This window comes from Buttiauxella sp. JUb87 (assembly GCF_004361975.1).
Taxonomy (GTDB): Bacteria; Pseudomonadota; Gammaproteobacteria; order Enterobacterales; family Enterobacteriaceae; genus Buttiauxella; species Buttiauxella ferragutiae.
Genome location: NZ_SNVY01000009.1, coordinates 61666 through 79245, shown reverse-complemented (window position 1 = coordinate 79245; position 17580 = coordinate 61666). Strand labels below are relative to the sequence as shown.

The window sequence follows — 17580 nt, the reverse complement described above, 5'->3', positions numbered from 1 at the left end:
CGTTAGTGTTCTCTGGTATCAAAAGGTCCAGGTGGGACGGGATCGTCTCCACCGGGGTTCAAAGGGTGGCATTTTAATACGCGTTTCACTGTCAACCAACTGCCTTTTAACACCCCAAACCTGCGCAATGCCTCAATTCCGTAGTGAGAACAGGTAGGAGTGAAACGGCAATGCGGCCCGAGAAGCGGACTTATCAGGCGCTGATAGACCTTAATCAGGCCTATCAGGAGCCGGGAGACAGGCGACAGTGACGGCGCCATAACTTTTCCAATGCTTCCGATAAAGCCCGGTTATCCAGGTCGGCAACCCCTTTCTTAGCCACTACCACGAAATCCATAGGAGGAAGTTCATGCTGACGCAAACGGAAACTCTCACGCGTCAGACGTTTAATCCGATTGCGTTCGTGTGCGCGTTTAACGTTTTTCTTAGCGACTGTTAGACCGATGCGGGGATGCCCCAGCGAATTTAGGCGGCCGAGGATGGTGATTTGCGGCGTGCCAGCCCGTTGAGGCTGCTGGAAGACGAAAGTGAAATGAGTGGGAGTTAACAAGCGTAACTCCCTGGGAAATGCGAGCTTAACCACTCAGGGGTTAGCTTTTATTACTTAGAAACGGTCAGACGGGAACGGCCTTTAGCACGACGACGTGCCAAAACCTGACGACCATTTTTAGTTGCCATACGAGCACGGAAACCGTGTGAACGGTTACGCTTCAGTACGGACGGTTGAAAAGTGCGTTTCATGGCGATTTCTACCTAAACTTGGATAAATTTCACTGGGTTAGCGAAGAGCCCTGCATAAACTGCAAAAGACTTACGCCTCAGTGTGGCTGATTAAAGAGGCCGGATTGTAATAATTGTACACTCCGGAGTCAATTCTCTTTCCTTAATTCCCGTGCCTTAATTCGCTTTTTGACCCTAAAAATGACCAGGATCTGTCCAAAATAAAGCCGTGGTGACACGCGACGGGTGGGGAATTATACGGCGTCCCCATTAAAGAGCAAGGATCGTTAGGGATCTTCCTTAGATCAGTTAAGACGATTTTGTGCGCTAGTCATTAAATTTTCCTATTTAGGAATGATATGCGCTGCGCGTTTGGCAGGATCGTTTACACTTAGACTCCACAAAACAGCCCTGTGGATAAATCGGGAAGAAACTGTGAGAAACAGAAGATCTCTGGCGCGCTTTAGGCTATGATCCGCGGTCCCGATCGTGATCCTTTAGCGTTCACCCTGGGGTAAACCGCAGATAGCGGTTCGCACGCTTCCCGTACCGGGGTTCCGTTGAGGAAGAGTCGGCGTGTGTCAACAATCATGAATATAAACTTTCAGTCTTCGTCATTTTATCGACTTTGTTCGAGTGGAGTCCGCCGTGTCACTTTCGCTTTGGCAGCAGTGTCTTGCCCGATTGCAGGATGAGTTACCAGCCACAGAATTCAGTATGTGGATACGCCCCCTACAGGCGGAACTGAGCGATAACACGCTGGCCCTGTATGCGCCAAACCGTTTTGTTCTCGACTGGGTACGAGATAAGTACCTCAATAATATCAATGGATTACTTAACGATTTTTGCGGTACAGATGCGCCCGTATTACGTTTTGAAGTGGGCAGCAAACCGGTCAGCCAGACGTTAAATCAGCAAGCAGTAGCGACTGCTCCTGCTCATGCGCAAATGGCTCGCCCTGCGGCACCTATGCGTCCGAGTTGGGATAATCTTCCAGCCCCGGCTGAGCAACTGTACCGTTCCAACGTCAACGTAAAACATACTTTCGATAACTTCGTTGAAGGTAAATCGAACCAACTGGCTCGCGCGGCGGCACGCCAGGTGGCAGATAACCCCGGTGGCGCTTATAACCCTTTGTTCCTTTATGGCGGCACAGGCCTGGGTAAAACGCACCTTTTGCATGCTGTTGGCAACGGTATTATTGCGCGCAAACCGAATGCAAAAGTGGTGTACATGCACTCTGAACGTTTCGTTCAGGACATGGTAAAAGCACTACAAAATAACGCTATTGAAGAGTTCAAACGTTACTACCGTTCTGTTGATGCGCTGCTAATAGATGATATTCAATTCTTTGCCAATAAAGAGCGCTCACAGGAAGAATTCTTCCACACCTTTAATGCCCTGCTTGAAGGTAACCAACAGATCATTCTGACCTCGGATCGTTATCCAAAAGAGATCAACGGCGTTGAAGATCGTCTGAAATCGCGCTTCGGTTGGGGGTTAACGGTTGCCATCGAACCACCAGAGCTGGAAACGCGAGTTGCGATCCTGATGAAAAAAGCAGATGAGAATGACATTCGTCTGCCGGGTGAAGTGGCCTTCTTTATTGCCAAGCGTTTACGCTCGAATGTGCGTGAACTGGAAGGGGCATTGAACCGTGTTATCGCCAACGCTAACTTTACTGGCCGGGCGATTACCATCGACTTCGTGCGCGAAGCACTGCGTGATCTTCTTGCGCTGCAAGAGAAGCTCGTCACCATCGACAATATTCAGAAGACGGTGGCTGAGTACTATAAAATAAAGATTGCTGACCTGTTGTCCAAGCGTCGTTCCCGCTCGGTTGCCCGTCCACGTCAAATGGCGATGGCGCTGGCGAAGGAACTGACTAACCATAGCTTGCCAGAAATCGGCGATGCCTTTGGTGGCCGCGACCATACTACGGTTCTCCATGCCTGCCGTAAGATTGAGCAGTTGCGTGAAGAAAGCCACGACATCAAAGAAGATTTCTCTAACCTAATCAGAACATTATCTTCGTGACGCTATGAAATTTACCGTTGAACGTGAAACTTTATTAAAACCGCTGCAACAGGTGAGTGGCCCGTTAGGTGGCCGTCCTACGTTACCGATTCTCGGCAACCTGCTGTTGCAAGTCGCGGAAGGAACGCTCTCATTAACAGGGACTGACCTGGAAATGGAGATGGTGGCGCGTGTCGCTTTAGTTCAAGCGCATGAGCCGGGTGCCACCACAGTGCCTGCGCGTAAATTCTTCGACATCTGTCGTGGTTTGCCAGAAGGCGCGGAAATCGCTGTACAGCTTGAGGGCGACCGCATGTTAGTGCGCTCCGGGCGTAGCCGTTTCTCGCTCTCCACGCTGCCGGCGGCAGATTTCCCGAATCTCGACGACTGGCAGAGCGAAGTAGAATTCACGCTCCCACAAGCGACCATGAAACGCCTGATTGAAGCCACGCAGTTTTCTATGGCTCATCAGGACGTTCGTTATTATCTGAACGGCATGTTGTTTGAAACCGAAGGCGAAGAACTGCGCACCGTGGCGACCGATGGTCACCGCCTGGCGGTGTGTTCTATGCCGGTGGGTCAGTCTCTGCCAAACCATTCGGTGATCGTGCCGCGTAAAGGCGTGATTGAACTGATGCGTATGCTGGACGGCGGTGATTCACCACTGCGCATACAAATTGGCAGCAACAACATCCGTGCTCATGTCGGTGACTTTATCTTCACTTCTAAGCTGGTTGATGGCCGTTTCCCGGATTATCGCCGCGTATTGCCGAAGAATCCGGACAAACACCTGGATGCCAGCTGTGATTTGCTGAAACAAGCATTTTCGCGTGCGGCGATTCTCTCGAACGAGAAATTCCGTGGCGTTCGTCTGCAAGTGATTCAAAATCAATTGAAAATCACGGCTAACAACCCGGAACAGGAAGAAGCCGAAGAAATTCTCGACGTCACTTACGACGGCACAGATATGGAAATTGGTTTCAACGTCAGTTACGTGCTCGATGTTCTGAACGCTCTGAAGTGCGAGAACGTGCGCATTTTACTGACCGACTCTGTTTCTAGTGTGCAGATCGAAGATGCAGCCTCTCAAGCGGCGGCTTACGTAGTCATGCCAATGAGACTGTAGATGTCGCTGTCGCGTTTGTTGATCAAAGACTTTCGTAATATCGAAAATGCTGATTTGGCTCTGGCTCCAGGTTTTAATTTTCTGGTGGGAGCCAACGGAAGCGGCAAGACCAGCGTGTTAGAGGCGATTTATACCCTCGGTCACGGGCGCGCTTTTCGCAGTCTGAAGATTGAGCGCGTTATCCGCCATGAAACAGAATCCTTTGTACTGCATGGTCGTTTACAAAATGGCGAGCGGGAAATCTCACTTGGCCTGACCAAAGACCGTGCGGGCGACAGCAAAGTGCGTATTGACGGCAGCGACGGCCACAAAGTGGCTGAACTTGCGCTGTTGATGCCGATGCAACTCATCACCCCTGAAGGATTTACACTGCTCAACGGCGGCCCGAAATACCGTAGAGCTTTCCTCGATTGGGGATGTTTCCACAACGAACCAGGATTTTTTGTCGCCTGGAGCAATCTCAAACGCCTGCTTAAGCAACGTAACGCTGCGTTGCGACAAGTAACGCGTTATGCGCAATTGCGGCCATGGGATCAAGAGCTTATCCCACTAGCGGAGCAAATTAGCCGCTGGCGTGCCGACTACAGTGCAGCCATTGCCGATGACATGGCTGATACTTGTGCGCAATTTCTGCCGGAGTTCTCGCTTAGTTTCTCCTTCCAGCGCGGCTGGGAAAAAGAGAGTGACTACGGCGAGCTACTGGAACGCAACTTCGAACGCGATCGAATGCTGACCTACACCGCTCACGGCCCTCACAAAGCTGATTTCAGGATCCGTGCTGACGGTGCTCCGGTCGAAGATACCTTGTCGCGTGGGCAGCTTAAATTACTGATGTGCGCTTTAAGACTGGCGCAGGGTGAGTTTCTCACCCGACAGAACGGGCGGCGTTGCCTGTATCTGATAGATGATTTTGCCTCTGAACTAGATGATGCACGCCGTGGTCTATTAGCCAGCCGGCTAAAGGCGACGGAATCACAGGTTTTTGTTAGCGCAATTAGCGCAGAACATGTGATGGATATGGCGGACAAAAATTCGAAGATGTTCGTCGTGGATCAGGGTAAAATAACGGATTAACCCAAGAATAAATGAGCGAGAAACGTTGATGTCGAATTCTTATGACTCCTCCAGTATCAAAGTCCTTAAAGGGCTGGATGCGGTACGTAAGCGCCCGGGAATGTATATCGGCGATACGGACGACGGCACCGGTCTGCACCACATGGTATTTGAGGTCGTAGATAACGCTATCGACGAAGCACTTGCCGGTCACTGTAAAGACATCGTTGTCACCATTCATGCTGATAACTCTGTCTCCGTCACCGATGATGGCCGTGGTATTCCTACCGGTATTCACCCGGAAGAAGGCGTATCTGCTGCCGAAGTTATCATGACCGTGCTGCACGCTGGCGGTAAGTTCGATGACAACTCCTATAAAGTTTCTGGCGGTCTGCACGGCGTAGGTGTTTCTGTTGTTAACGCCCTGTCCCAGAAACTGGAACTGCTGATTCGCCGCGAAGGCAAAGTACACCAGCAAACTTACGTTCACGGCGTGCCACAGGCACCGCTGGCGGCGACGGGTGATACCGATGCCACCGGTACGCAAGTCCGTTTCTGGCCAAGCCATGAAACCTTCACCAACGTGATTGAGTTTGAATACGACATTCTGGCCAAACGCCTGCGTGAACTGTCATTCCTGAACTCCGGTGTTTCTATCCGCCTGATTGATAAGCGTGATGGCCGCCAGGACCACTTCCACTACGAAGGTGGTATCCGCGCATTCGTTGAGTACCTCAACAAAAACAAAACCCCAATTCACCCAACCGTGTTCTATTTCAGCACTGAAAAAGACGGTATTGGCGTAGAAGTGGCGTTGCAGTGGAACGATGGTTTCCAGGAAAACATCTACTGCTTTACCAACAACATCCCGCAGCGCGATGGTGGTACTCACCTGGCAGGTTTCCGCTCGGCGATGACACGTACGCTGAATGCGTATATGGAAAAAGAAGGCTACAGCAAAAAAGCGAAAGTGAGCGCCACCGGTGACGATGCCCGTGAAGGCCTGATTGCTGTTGTCTCCGTAAAAGTTCCGGACCCTAAATTCTCTTCTCAGACCAAAGACAAACTGGTTTCTTCGGAAGTGAAAACCGCGGTTGAGCAGCAGATGAACGAACTGCTGTCTGAATACCTGCTGGAAAACCCGTCTGACGCGAAAATCGTCGTCGGCAAAATTATTGATGCGGCTCGTGCTCGTGAAGCAGCACGTCGTGCACGTGAAATGACTCGTCGTAAAGGCGCGCTGGATTTGGCTGGTTTGCCAGGCAAACTGGCTGATTGCCAGGAACGCGACCCGGCTCACTCCGAACTGTACCTTGTGGAAGGGGACTCTGCGGGCGGCTCTGCAAAACAGGGGCGTAACCGTAAGAACCAGGCGATCCTGCCACTGAAAGGTAAAATTCTGAACGTTGAGAAAGCGCGCTTTGACAAAATGCTCGCCTCTCAAGAAGTCGCAACGCTGATTACGGCGCTGGGCTGCGGCATTGGCCGTGACGAATACAACCCGGACAAACTGCGTTATCACAGCATCATCATCATGACGGATGCGGACGTCGACGGCTCACACATTCGTACCCTGCTGTTGACCTTCTTCTACCGTCAAATGCCTGAAATCGTTGAACGCGGCCATGTGTATATCGCACAGCCACCGCTGTACAAAGTGAAGAAAGGCAAGCAAGAGCAGTACATCAAAGATGATGAAGCGATGGATCAATATCAGATCTCTATCGCACTGGATGGCGCAACACTGCACACCAATGCCAGCGCACCAGCCATCGCCGGTGAAGCACTGGAAAAACTGGTGTCCGAGTTCAATGCTTGCCAGAAAATGATTGGCCGCATGGAGCGCCGTTATCCGCGCAACCTGCTGAATAACCTGGTTTATCATGCAACGCTTGCCGATGCCGATCTGACTGACGAAAGCAAAGTGAACGACTGGGTTTCTAAGCTGGTCATCGCGCTGAACGAAAACGAGCAACACGGCAGCACCTGGAATTCTATCGTGCGTCACAACCGCGAGCTGAATATCTTTGAGCCAGTGATTCGTGTGCGTACTCACGGTGTGGATACCGACTACCCGCTGGAGCAAGAATTCATAGTTGGTGGCGAGTACCGTCGTATTTGCACACTGGGCGAGAAACTGCGCGGCTTAATCGAAGAAGATGCGTTTATCGAACGTGGCGAACGCCGTCAGCCAGTTGCCAGCTTTGAGCAGGCGCTGGAATGGCTGGTGAAAGAGTCCCGTCGTGGCTTGTCTATTCAGCGCTACAAAGGTTTGGGCGAAATGAACCCGGATCAGCTGTGGGAAACCACAATGGATCCGCAAAGCCGTCGTATGCTGCGTGTCACCGTAAAAGACGCGATTGCTGCCGATCAGCTGTTCACCACCCTGATGGGTGACGCGGTTGAACCACGTCGCGCATTTATCGAAGAAAACGCCCTGAAAGCGGCGAACATCGATATCTAAGTTAGTTAATGCTGGTGGGCAATCTGCTCACCAGCATATCTACTGCCAGCCGTACTTTTAGCGGTAGATGAGATGTCTGGAGCCACACCGCATGGCTTTCATAAACGTTGTCCAGGTCTTCGCGCAGTATCCTCACCAGTTTCCCATTCTGTAACTCTTCCTCAATCAGCCAGCAAGGCAGCAGCGCAATACCCAATCCAGCAATCGCCGCATCCGCAATCGCTTCTAAATCATCCATCAGAACACGTGCTTTGGGGATAAACTCGCTTTTCTTGCCGCCATCGGCATTGATAACCCAGCGATGTGGCACGCCAGCGTTAATGTAATTGAACACTTCATAATGCGATAAATCGTCAATGGTTTGCGGCTCACCGTGTTGCAGCAAATAGCGAGGCGACGCGCAGATCATCATGCGATGCTCACCGATCTTCCGCGCGACCAGGCCGCTGCTATCAGGTAATTTTCCGTTGCGAATCACCAGATCTAATCCATCTTCAACCAGGTCAGAAACCTTGTCGCTAAACAGCAAATCCATACTCAGGTTGGGATGCTGGCTGGCAAATTCTGCGAGCAGTGGCGCAATACACATACGCCCATACAGCACTGGCATTGAAACCCGTAACCGCCCGCTGACACTCTGTTTTCCATTTTCGAGTAGTGTTTCAGCGGTATTAATTTCTGCCAGCGCTCGTAAACAATGCTCATAGAAAAGTGCGCCGTCATCGGTCAGCGTTACGCTTCGCGTGGTGCGCTGAAAAAGCCGCACACCGAGTCTTTGCTCTAGTTGAGAAACTGTTTTACCGACCGCCGAACGTGAAAGATGCAGGCGCTGCGCCGCCAGTGCAAAACTCCCCGCCTCAACTGCCGTAACAAAAACAGAAATCCCCTTCAGTTGTTCACTCATCATTTGTATCCATTCAGGAACCAATACCGAGAAAATCTATCGCCACTGGTGATTGTAGGCCAACGATATACTTTGAGTGGTGATGAATGAAGCCAAATTCCTGGAGAAAATAATGAGCCAAACGATCAGCAAAACCATGCAGCGCTGGACCATGAGCGCCGTTGGGCGTGACAACCTGACACTTTCTACAGCAGCGATTCCTGAGCCTGGACCTGGCGAGGTTTTGGTTCGGGTTAACGCTATTTCGCTCAATTACCGCGACAAAATGGTCATTGATGGCACGATGCCGCTGGCGCTTCCTTTCCCATTTACCCCGGCGTCAGACATGGCGGGCGTGGTGGAAAACCTCGGTGAAGGCGTGACTCGTTTTCAGCCTGGTGCGCGCGTTATCTCAACGTTTTCGCCCGACTGGATTGACGGAAAACCCAACGGCACCGCACGCACTCCGCCTTATCGCACGCTCGGCGGGGTTTATCAGGGCATGCTCGCGGAATATGTAGTCATCAACGAAAACTGGCTGGTGGCATCACCGACAAGTCTTGATGATATTCAGGCCAGTACGCTACCTTGCGCCGGGCTTACCGCCTGGTTTGCTCTGGTGGAGCGTGGCAGTTTGCACGCCGGGCAATCGGTGCTGGTGCAGGGAACGGGCGGCGTTTCGATGTTTGCGCTGCAAATCGCCAAAACCCACGGCGCCAAAGTATTTGTGACTTCGAGTAGCGACGAAAAACTGGCTCGCGCCAAAGCGTTAGGTGCCGATTACGGCATTAACCGTTTGCAAAGTGATTGGGTGGATACCGTCTACGAACTCACTGATGAGTATGGAATCGACCATATTATTGAAACTGTTGGCGGCACGAATCTGTCTAATTCCCTGCGCGCAGTTGCGGTGCATGGGCGTATTTCAGTGATTGGCGTGCTTGATGGCTATGAGATCTCTGGCCCTGCAGGCGAACTGTTATTGAAATCCCCGACCATTCAGGGCATTGGCGTCGGGCATCGCCGTGCGCTAGAAGATTTTATTCGTGCCATTGACGCAAACCGCATCAAACCGGTCATCGAAACCTGTTATCGCTTTGAAGAATTGCCGCAAGCGCTGGCACATCTCGACCGCGGCGCATTCGGCAAAATCGTCTTAACCCCGCGTGATTGACTACACTTCTATTGCACACTTCGTGCATGCAGGAGGACAAGGTCATGGGCTTTTTCGATCAAGTTACTGGCATGATGAGGGGTGGCGATGCAGATAAATTCAAAGTCATCCTTACGTGGATTAATGAACAGGGCGGCATTCAGGCCATTCTTGAACAGTTTCGGGAAAAGGGTTTTTCTGATGTCGTCACTTCATGGTTAAGCGGCGCGCATAATCAAAGCGTTAGCCCTGAGCAAATACAAGAGGTGCTGGGTCTGCCCGCAATTAGCGGACTAGCCGAGAAACTCGGGATTGACGTGGGAAGCGCGTCACAACTGCTGGCAGAGCAGTTCCCGAAAATAGTCGATACGCTTTCACCAGCGGGTGAAGTCGCTCACGATGAAGATTTGCTCACCAAAGGCTTCCACATGTTGAAGGATAAATTCTTCAGCTAGTTGAAAAACGCCACTCACGCTTTTTATTTGCGGTTCTGGGTGGCGTTTTCTTATGTTTAAAACGGACCTTTTTCTCGCGAAACGTAGCGCTATTTTTGCGAGCTTAATCGCGTTAGCATGAGATAAACTCATTACCTCAGAAAATCCTATGCCTATAAAACTCATTGCTATTGATATGGACGGCACATTGTTGCTGCCAGACCACACCATTTCTCCAGCCGTTAAAGCCGCTATCGCCAGTGCGCGCGAACGTGGTGTTAACGTTGTTTTGTGTACCGGACGCCCTTTTGCAGGTGTTGAGAGCTATCTCAAAGAACTGCATATGGATAAGCCGAACGATTACTGCATCACTTACAACGGCGCTCTGGTTCAGAAAGCAAGCGATGGCAGCACCGTGGCGCAAACGGCGCTGAACTACGACGATTACCGTTATTTGGAACAGCTTTCTCGTGATGTCGGTTCCCACTTCCACGCGCTGGACCGGTACACGCTGTACACCGCCAACCGCGACATCAGCTACTACACCGTTCATGAATCCTTTATCGCTAATATCCCACTGGTGTTCAGCGAGCCAGAAAATATGGATAAAAACGGCGCCTATCTGAAAGTGATGATGATCGATGAGCCAGCCATTCTCGACAAAGCGATCGCTAAAATTCCAGCCGAGGTCCACGAGCGCTATACGCTGCTGAAAAGCTCGCCATACTTCCTCGAAATCCTCGATAAGCGTGTCAACAAAGGTACTGGCGTGAAAGCGCTGGCTGAAACACTCGGTATCAAACAAGAAGAAGTGATGACGCTGGGCGACCAGGAAAATGACATTGCGATGCTGGAATATGCCGGGATGGGGGTTGCGATGGAAAATGCTATCGATAAGGTGAAAGAAGTCAGTAACTTCGTCACTAAATCTAACCTTGAAGATGGCGTTGCATACGCGATTGAGAAGTTTGTGTTGAACGTCCAGTAATCTCTTAGCCCCGGTAGCCAACTGATACTTATCATTTTTGTAGGTCGGATTAGCGCAGCGACATCCGACATTACCGGCAACATTACTGCTCTGTCGGCCTGCATACCGCAGTGATGCGATTCTGCGGGATATGTGCGACATTGCTCTGCATCAGTAATTTTCTTAACCCCGGAGCCGTTAAGCATCGGCTTTTGATAATTTTGCTGTAGAGTTTAATGCGTAGTTTCCGTGTGGCGCGCCAGTACGCATCGTTGGGATTGACCGTTGTTTTCATCAGCACTGAATTAAGGATCTCGGCACTGTCCAGCGCATAGCTAATACCTTCCAGTGAACTTGCGCTGATAAAGCCTGCCGCCTCGCCAATCAAAAACGCATTTTCTTTCCCGCAAATAAAATCCGCCCATCGCGAAGGAAAGAGTACGGTGCATTTTTCACTTTTTACCTTTTCTCCGAATCGGAAATGGAATGCTGCCATCTTTTCTTTCAGTTTTTCAAAGCATTGCTGTCCATCTTTCATTGGGTATGCGCCACCAAAGATAAAATAGCCGTCTTTACTGATACTCCAGGAATAACAATCCGTTACGTCATTATCAAAAATACATGAGTAAAACGGCGCGGGGTGCTGTTCTACAAACCACTGCTGAATGGCGACGTATTTGCGAATCTGATGATCAGGATACAGGTGACGACGAACCAGAGAATTAGCCCCGTCGGCACCGACCAGATAATCAGCGGTAACTTGCTGTTTTTGGCCATCGCTGTGAAAAATCACCTGCCATTTGCCTTCTTCACGCCAGATTTTCTGGCACAGACTGTCATGGTGAACCACGACGTCATCAGGAATAAGCGATTTCATCCATAAATCAAATGCGTGGCGATTGATGTTGATATAGCTACGCTGGTAGTTACGAGTGAGTGATGTCTCCACATCTACCGTCTTGACGCTAAAAATTTGCGGGTTGGCGATAACCTCGACTGGCAGGGTTATACCGTCACGAATAAACGAACGTTGGGCATCCGGAGCCAGAAGTCCACCGCAGGGTTTGGTGAATCCATCAGTGCCGTGCTGGCGTTTTTTATCCAGCGCAATCACACGCTTCGACCCGGCTAATTGCCGTGCCAGCGCCGAGCCTGCTGGCCCTAACCCGATAATTGCTACGTCGAAATGTTCCATTGTCTTTGCCTCAGGGAGAGAATAAACGGTACTGTAGAAAACGAATATGAAGTCAGCGTGAAGTTTTGCTGTACTCCTGCTTCCTCGACGTCATCGCCTGGATAACAACATGAAACAACTCACTTTTGCACCTCGTCATCACCAGCTCACCAATACCAACGTCTGGACGCCAGATAGCCAATATTTGGTGTTTGATGTGCGCCCTTCAGGAGCCTCGTTTACCAGTGAAACCATTGAGCGCGTAAATGTCCAAACGGGTGAAGTAGAGGTCGTGTATCGAGCTTCACAAGGTGCGCATGTCGGGGTGGTGACGGTGAATCCGCAACGTCCGGAAGGTTATGTTTTTATTCACGGCCCGGAAAATCCGGATGCAAACTGGCAGTACGATTTTCATCACCGCCGCGGTGTAGTGGTTGAAAATGGTACTGCAAGCAATCTTGATGCGATGGATATCACTCCGCCGTTTACACCCGGTGCGCTACGGGGCGGCAGCCATGTTCACGTCTGGAGCCCTGACGGCTCGCGCCTGAGCTTCACTTATAACGACCATGTCATGCATGAATATGATGCGGCGCAAGATTTGCGTAACGTCGGCATCGCGCTGCCTTTCGGCCCGGTGAAACCCACGAAACAACATCCCCGTGAATATGACGGCAGCCATTATTGTGTGCTGGTCAGCCGCACGACACCAACGCCACAGGCTGGCAGTGACGACATAAATCGCGCCTATGAAGAAGGCTGGGTCGGCAATAACGGTTACCGTAAAGCAGATGGAAGCCAACAGCGCTGGGCGCTGGCGTTTATCGGCGATACGCTTTCAGAAAGCGGCAACAAAGTGCCCGAACTGTTTATCGTCGATTTACCCGAGAACAAAGAGGCGTACTTCGAGGCTGGCGCTGAGCCTATCGAAGGAACGCCAACCACCTTACCCGCACCGCCTGCGCAAGTGCAGCAACGGCGGCTCACCTTTACTCAGCAGCGCCGTTATCCCGGTTTAGCTACTCAGCCCCGTCATTGGGTGCGCAGCAGCCCGGATGGCAGTTTGCTGGCGTTTTTGATGCGTGACGATTCGGGTGTGGTGCAAATGTATGTGCTCTTGCCAAATGGCGGTGAACCACGCCAGGTTACGCAGGGAAAAGACGATATTCAGTCGGCGTTTAACTGGCATCCGGCTGGGAAAATAGTGGGTTTTGTGCAGAACAATCAGATTGTTTTGTGTGATGTAAGCACTGGAGCAATCACGGCGCTGACGCAGGCAGGCTGCGATGCACCATCGGCGGATGCCGTCGTGTTTTCGCCAGAGGGAAAACACATTGCCTGGATGCAGAACGTCGCTGGATTCCGTCAGTTATTTATGACGGAAACAGGCGTGTAATTACTGAACGGGCGGGATCACCGAATTGGTGGCCAAATTCTGATCTTCGCTCTCTTCTACCTTTGATTTCAGCGATTTGTCGGTACGGTACATATCCCATGGTATCAGCACCGTATCCGCCACCGCCGTAAACGGCATATCGAGTGCGACAAAAGGTTTGTAGCCCCAACTGGTGTTGCTGTCGGTCAGCATTGCGTAACTTGCTCGTGTCCCGGAATAAGTCCCTTCTTGCCCACCGGTGTGGGTCATAACACTTGAGCATCCACTGGCGGTAAGTATCCCGCTGCCCAGAATTATTGCCTGAATATTAGTTTTCATCATCACTGTTAAATTTTCGTCTTCCAGGGGCCTGGCTGCACTGGGTTATATCATCCAGGCTGAGAATAAAAATAATGTGTTTGCCACTCTGTGGCAGCTATCGCAGATTAATCCTGTTTACTCCACACACAGTCTATGTATAGACACCGGAAGGCGCAAAAAATTTCCCAATGCACCCTTGAAAAGCGTGAAACAGGACCGATTTTATTAACGTAGCCAGTTAAGAGTACGCCGTAAGGGTACTCAGTAACCTAAGCCTGTCCATGATGGAAGGCAATATTAGAGTCTCGCTGATAATCAGGAGTGTTAATTTATGCGTAATTTCGATTTATCCCCGCTTTATCGTTCTGCTATTGGTTTTGACCGTCTGTTTAATCTGCTGGAAAACAACCAAAGCCAGAGCAACGGCGGCTATCCTCCATACAATGTTGAATTAGTTGACGAAAACAACTATCGCATTGCCATTGCTGTTGCCGGTTTTGCAGAAAGCGAACTGGATATAACTGCCCAGGATAACCTGCTCGTTGTAAAAGGCGCGCATACAGATGCACAACCAGAGCGCACTTATCTCTATCAGGGGATTGCTGAGCGCAACTTCGAACGTAAATTCCAGTTAGCTGAAAACATCCACATCCGTGGTGCTAACCTGGTAAATGGCCTGCTGTATATCGACCTGGAACGTGTGATTCCGGAAGCGATGAAACCGCGCCGTATCGAAATCAATTAATTTCGCGGGTCGCCGTATTGTGCGGCCCAACTCAAAAGTTGTACCCAAACTTAGGCTTGCCGTCAGGGAGCCGAAGATTTAACTCGCTTCAAAGAAGGAGAATACTCATGCGTAACTACGATTTATCACCTCTGCTGCGTCAATGGATCGGTTTTGACAAACTGGCTAATGCCTTACAAACCAGCAGCGAAGGGCAGACATTCCCGCCTTACAACATTGAGAAAGGCGATGATAACCACTATCGGATAACCCTGGCATTAGCCGGTTTCCGCCAGGAAGATCTTGAGATTGAACTGGAAGGCACGCGTCTGAATGTCAAAGGGACGCCAGTCAAACCAGAGAAAGAAACGACCTGGCTGCATCAAGGGTTGGTGACTCAGCCATTTAGCCTGAGCTTCACCCTTGCGGAATACATGAAAGTATCCGGTGCGACATTTACCAACGGTCTGTTGCACATCGATCTGGTACGTGAAATTCCTGAAGAGGTTGCACCGAAACGCATCGCTATCAGTGAGCGCCCGGCGTTAAATAGCTAATCGCATCAACTGCGTTCAAGGCCCCATTTTATGGGGCCTTTTTTGTGCTCTGCACCCCAGTAACGCCGCTGTCTCTCTGCCAGAATCCCTGATAACAACGATGTTATTCACAGGGAATTCTTCGATGAGTGGAATAGCGTTAACAGTCAGTATGTTGGCATTGGTCGCCGTCATCGGCTTGTGGATTGGTAACATCAAAATTCGCGGGATCGGATTTGGCATCGGCGGTGTGCTATTCGGCGGGATTATTGTCGGCCACTTTGTTAATAAGGTCGGGATAGACCTGAATAGTGACATGCTCCATATTATCCAGGAGTTTGGCCTGATCCTGTTCGTCTACACCATTGGGATTCAAGTCGGACCGGGGTTCTTCTCTTCTTTGCGCGTGTCGGGCTTGCGGCTCAATCTCTTCGCGCTGCTTATTGTGGTGATCGGCGGGCTGGTAACTGCGCTCATCTACAAAATCTTCGATGTCCCGCTGCCCGTGGTGTTAGGTATTTTCTCGGGTGCCGTGACCAATACCCCTGCACTGGGCGCGGGGCAGCAAATCCTGACCGACCTTGGTACCCCTGCGGAATTGGTTGATAAAATGGGGATGAGTTACGCGATGGCGTATCCGTTCGGCATTTGCGGCATCCTGATGACCATGTGGCTGATTCGAATGATATTTCGCGTCAATGTCGATCAAGAAGCGCAGCACTTTGAAACCAGTACCGGGCAAAGTCATGCTCAACTCCAGACCATGAATATCTGTGTCGCCAACCCCAATCTTAACGGCTTGCCTATTCAGGATGTGCCGGTCCTCAACAGCGACACCATTATTTGTTCGCGCCTGAAACGCGGTGAATTACTGATGGTGCCAGCGCCTGGTACAGTGATTCAAAGCGGAGATTTATTGCACCTGGTTGGGCAGGAAAAGGATCTGCACTCCGCACTGCTGGTTATCGGTACGCAAGTGGACACCTCGCTTTCTACGCACGGGACCGACCTGCGAGTGGAGCGCGTGGTGGTGACCAACGAGAAAGTCCTCGGCAAAAAAATCCGCGATCTGCACCTAAAGCAGAAGTACGACGTGGTGATTTCACGCCTGAATCGCGCGGGTATCGAGCTGGTTGCTGGCAGCAATGTCAGCCTGCAATTTGGCGATATCCTCAATTTGGTTGGTCGTCCTGAATCAATAGAAGCGGTGGCTGCACAAGTGGGCAACGCGCAGCAAAAACTCCAGCAAGTACAAATGCTGCCGGTGTTTATTGGCATTGGGCTTGGCGTGCTGCTGGGTTCTATCCCGCTATTCATTCCTGGCTTCCCTGTCGCACTGCGCCTGGGTCTCGCGGGCGGGCCACTCATCATGGCGATTATTCTTGGGCGTATTGGCAGTATCGGCACGTTGTATTGGTTTATGCCACCGAGTGCCAACCTCGCGCTGCGCGAGCTGGGAATTGTGTTGTTCCTTGCGGTAGTCGGCTTGAAATCAGGAGGGGATTTCGTCACGACGTTGCTGCATGGCGACGGTGTCAGCTGGATTGGCTACGGCATTCTGATTACCGGTATTCCGTTGCTGGTGACGGCGCTCATCGCCAGATTGCTCGCCAAAATGAATTATCTTACGCTGTGCGGCATGTTGGCCGGTTCGATGACCGACCCGCCTGCGCTGGCTTTCGCTAACGGTTTACATGCCACCAGTGGCGCTGCAGCACTCTCTTACGCCACCGTTTATCCGTTGGTGATGTTCTTGCGCATTATCACACCGCAGCTTCTGGCGGTGCTGTTCTGGATGTGATGCACGATCAGGCGGGTAAATGCACCCGCCGTAAATGGTAATCCACCTGGTATTCGCTGGCGTTACGGAACATCACCGAGTAATTCACATACTCGCCGCTGTCGCTATATGACAGCGATGTGATGCGCAGAATTGGTGTTAGCTCGTCGATATTGAGCAATTTTGCCATCTGCCTGTCTGCCAGCACCGGCGTCAGGCTTTCGTAGTTGCCACACACGATGATGTGGCATTCATCCTCGATATAACTGAATTTAGACCCTTCCAGATGTGCAACGGACAAATTACGAAATAATTTCAACGGCATATAGCTGTCTTCTACCATCAGCGGTTTGCCATCTACTGAGCGCACCCGGCGCGAGAAATAGATCCGTTCATCAATATTAATGCGCAACTGACTGGCGATGGCGGGTGGTGCGGGCATTATCAGAAACTCCAGCACATTGCTTATCACCTCTTTGCCCTGGTTGCGCATTACCTCGATAAAACCCGTCAGGTTGCTGGTTTCGTGGTGAACATCTTTATTCGCCACGTAGGTGCCGCTGCCGTGGCGGCGCACAACTAACCCCCAGCTCACCAGTAAATCGATAGCCTTGCGTAAAGTCATTCGTGATACGCCGAACTCGCTCGCCAGACGCTTTTCAGATGGCAATGGGCTGCCAATATTGTAATCCGCTGAATTAAGCCGGATTCGTAACCTGTCAGCGATAGATTTGTAGATCACCTGTAGACCTCTTAATGGCTTCACGCTGGGCTTAATAAACCCTCGTTCCATTAATCAATTATATGATTTAAATGATTTTAATTTCGCATTCACCTAATGAATTAGAAAGGAA

Annotated in this window: 18 protein-coding genes; 11 read left to right on the top strand and 7 right to left on the bottom strand. The window is 50.9% G+C overall.

The genetic code is table 11. The annotated features are described in order from the left end of the window. Positions 1–2: 2 nt before the first annotated feature. Genes yidD through rpmH form a run of 3 tightly spaced genes read right to left on the bottom strand, consistent with a single transcriptional unit; the run spans position 3 to position 741 of the window. Positions 3–260: a membrane protein insertion efficiency factor YidD gene (gene yidD / locus EC843_RS21045; protein ID WP_074388504.1), complete on the bottom strand. Its 258-nt coding sequence runs from the start codon at positions 258–260 to the stop codon at positions 3–5. Then, on the bottom strand, positions 224–583 hold the full coding sequence (gene rnpA, locus EC843_RS21040; RefSeq protein WP_034499799.1) for a ribonuclease P protein component: 360 nt from the start codon (positions 581–583) through the stop codon (positions 224–226). The genes yidD and rnpA overlap by 37 nt, the downstream gene beginning before the upstream one ends. A 17-nt stretch (positions 584–600) precedes the next feature. After that, on the bottom strand, positions 601–741 hold the full coding sequence (gene rpmH, locus EC843_RS21035; RefSeq protein WP_003849659.1) for a 50S ribosomal protein L34: 141 nt from the start codon (positions 739–741) through the stop codon (positions 601–603). A 627-nt stretch (positions 742–1368) separates the two neighbouring features. On the opposite strand from rpmH, the gene dnaA reads away from it, so the two are divergent. From dnaA to gyrB, 4 genes are read left to right on the top strand one after another with little or no spacing between them, the layout of a single operon-like run. Then, positions 1369–2757 (top strand): chromosomal replication initiator protein DnaA, encoded by a 1389-nt coding sequence (gene dnaA / locus EC843_RS21030; protein ID WP_064542053.1) that lies wholly within the window; start codon positions 1369–1371, stop codon positions 2755–2757. 4 nt (positions 2758–2761) lie between these two features. Beyond that, positions 2762–3862 carry a DNA polymerase III subunit beta gene (dnaN, locus tag EC843_RS21025; RefSeq protein ID WP_064542055.1) on the top strand — a complete coding sequence of 367 codons (1101 nt, stop codon included), beginning with the start codon at positions 2762–2764 and terminating at the stop codon, positions 3860–3862. Then, positions 3863–4936: a DNA replication/repair protein RecF gene (gene recF / locus EC843_RS21020; protein WP_064542058.1), complete on the top strand. Its 1074-nt coding sequence runs from the start codon at positions 3863–3865 to the stop codon at positions 4934–4936. It abuts the gene before it with no gap. Between the two features lie 28 nt (positions 4937–4964). Beyond that, entirely contained in the window at positions 4965–7379 is a 2415-nt protein-coding gene (gyrB, locus tag EC843_RS21015) for a DNA topoisomerase (ATP-hydrolyzing) subunit B (protein ID WP_064542061.1), read from the top strand. Position 7380: 1 nt separating this feature from the next. Here the strand turns inward: gyrB and EC843_RS21010 are convergent, their stop codons facing one another. Next, positions 7381–8283 (bottom strand): LysR family transcriptional regulator, encoded by a 903-nt coding sequence (locus EC843_RS21010; protein ID WP_133523021.1) that lies wholly within the window; start codon positions 8281–8283, stop codon positions 7381–7383. A 124-nt stretch (positions 8284–8407) separates the two neighbouring features. Here EC843_RS21010 and EC843_RS21005 point away from each other — a divergent pair, with 124 nt between their 5' ends. The 3 genes from EC843_RS21005 (at position 8408) to yidA (ending at position 10837) form a co-directional block, all read left to right on the top strand. After that, positions 8408–9436 (top strand): NAD(P)-dependent alcohol dehydrogenase, encoded by a 1029-nt coding sequence (locus EC843_RS21005; RefSeq protein ID WP_133523030.1) that lies wholly within the window; start codon positions 8408–8410, stop codon positions 9434–9436. A gap of 44 nt (positions 9437–9480) precedes the next feature. Further along, positions 9481–9870, top strand: a complete 390-nt coding sequence (locus EC843_RS21000) for a YidB family protein (RefSeq protein WP_121814654.1) — start codon at positions 9481–9483, stop codon at positions 9868–9870. Between the two features lie 148 nt (positions 9871–10018). Next, complete coding sequence (gene yidA, locus EC843_RS20995) at positions 10019–10837, top strand: sugar-phosphatase (protein WP_121814655.1); 819 nt, start codon at positions 10019–10021, stop codon at positions 10835–10837. A gap of 82 nt (positions 10838–10919) precedes the next feature. Here the strand turns inward: yidA and cbrA are convergent, their stop codons facing one another. Beyond that, positions 10920–12011: a colicin M resistance lipid reductase CbrA gene (gene cbrA, locus EC843_RS20990; protein ID WP_133523020.1), complete on the bottom strand. Its 1092-nt coding sequence runs from the start codon at positions 12009–12011 to the stop codon at positions 10920–10922. Between the two features lie 109 nt (positions 12012–12120). On the opposite strand from cbrA, the gene EC843_RS20985 reads away from it, so the two are divergent. After that, complete coding sequence (locus EC843_RS20985) at positions 12121–13386, top strand: DUF3748 domain-containing protein (protein ID WP_133523019.1); 1266 nt, start codon at positions 12121–12123, stop codon at positions 13384–13386. Here the strand turns inward: EC843_RS20985 and EC843_RS20980 are convergent, their stop codons facing one another. Then, positions 13387–13704, bottom strand: a complete 318-nt coding sequence (locus tag EC843_RS20980; protein ID WP_064542202.1) for a YceK/YidQ family lipoprotein — start codon at positions 13702–13704, stop codon at positions 13387–13389. Positions 13705–14017: 313 nt separating this feature from the next. Between EC843_RS20980 and ibpA the strand changes: the two genes are divergently transcribed. The 3 genes from ibpA to EC843_RS20965 all read left to right on the top strand — a co-directional run bounded on the left by ibpA (position 14018) and on the right by EC843_RS20965 (position 16747). After that, on the top strand, positions 14018–14431 hold the full coding sequence (gene ibpA / locus EC843_RS20975; protein ID WP_064542084.1) for a small heat shock chaperone IbpA: 414 nt from the start codon (positions 14018–14020) through the stop codon (positions 14429–14431). Between the two features lie 107 nt (positions 14432–14538). After that, positions 14539–14967, top strand: a complete 429-nt coding sequence (ibpB, locus tag EC843_RS20970; protein WP_064542087.1) for a small heat shock chaperone IbpB — start codon at positions 14539–14541, stop codon at positions 14965–14967. A 124-nt stretch (positions 14968–15091) separates the two neighbouring features. Beyond that, entirely contained in the window at positions 15092–16747 is a 1656-nt protein-coding gene (locus EC843_RS20965; protein ID WP_064542090.1) for a putative transporter, read from the top strand. A gap of 7 nt (positions 16748–16754) precedes the next feature. Here EC843_RS20965 and EC843_RS20960 read toward each other — a convergent pair whose 3' ends face one another. Beyond that, positions 16755–17468: a GntR family transcriptional regulator gene (locus tag EC843_RS20960; protein WP_064542093.1), complete on the bottom strand. Its 714-nt coding sequence runs from the start codon at positions 17466–17468 to the stop codon at positions 16755–16757. Between the last annotated feature and the right edge of the window lie 112 nt (positions 17469–17580).

Bases quoted from the DNA above. Each gene is read 5' to 3' on its own strand.
- EC843_RS20980 (WP_064542202.1), bottom strand. From the start codon at position 13,704: ATGAAAACTAATATTCAGGCAATAATTCTGGGCAGCGGGATACTTACC.
- dnaN (WP_064542055.1), top strand. From the start codon at position 2,762: ATGAAATTTACCGTTGAACGTGAAACTTTATTAAAACCGCTGCAACAG.
- EC843_RS20965 (WP_064542090.1), top strand. From the start codon at position 15,092: ATGAGTGGAATAGCGTTAACAGTCAGTATGTTGGCATTGGTCGCCGTC.
- gyrB (WP_064542061.1), top strand. From the start codon at position 4,965: ATGTCGAATTCTTATGACTCCTCCAGTATCAAAGTCCTTAAAGGGCTG.
- EC843_RS20985 (WP_133523019.1), top strand. From the start codon at position 12,121: ATGAAACAACTCACTTTTGCACCTCGTCATCACCAGCTCACCAATACC.
- rpmH (WP_003849659.1), bottom strand. From the start codon at position 741: ATGAAACGCACTTTTCAACCGTCCGTACTGAAGCGTAACCGTTCACAC.
- yidD (WP_074388504.1), bottom strand. From the start codon at position 260: ATGGCGCCGTCACTGTCGCCTGTCTCCCGGCTCCTGATAGGCCTGATT.
- EC843_RS21000 (WP_121814654.1), top strand. From the start codon at position 9,481: ATGGGCTTTTTCGATCAAGTTACTGGCATGATGAGGGGTGGCGATGCA.
- ibpB (WP_064542087.1), top strand. From the start codon at position 14,539: ATGCGTAACTACGATTTATCACCTCTGCTGCGTCAATGGATCGGTTTT.
- ibpA (WP_064542084.1), top strand. From the start codon at position 14,018: ATGCGTAATTTCGATTTATCCCCGCTTTATCGTTCTGCTATTGGTTTT.
- EC843_RS21010 (WP_133523021.1), bottom strand. From the start codon at position 8,283: ATGAGTGAACAACTGAAGGGGATTTCTGTTTTTGTTACGGCAGTTGAG.
- cbrA (WP_133523020.1), bottom strand. From the start codon at position 12,011: ATGGAACATTTCGACGTAGCAATTATCGGGTTAGGGCCAGCAGGCTCG.
- recF (WP_064542058.1), top strand. From the start codon at position 3,863: ATGTCGCTGTCGCGTTTGTTGATCAAAGACTTTCGTAATATCGAAAAT.
- yidA (WP_121814655.1), top strand. From the start codon at position 10,019: ATGCCTATAAAACTCATTGCTATTGATATGGACGGCACATTGTTGCTG.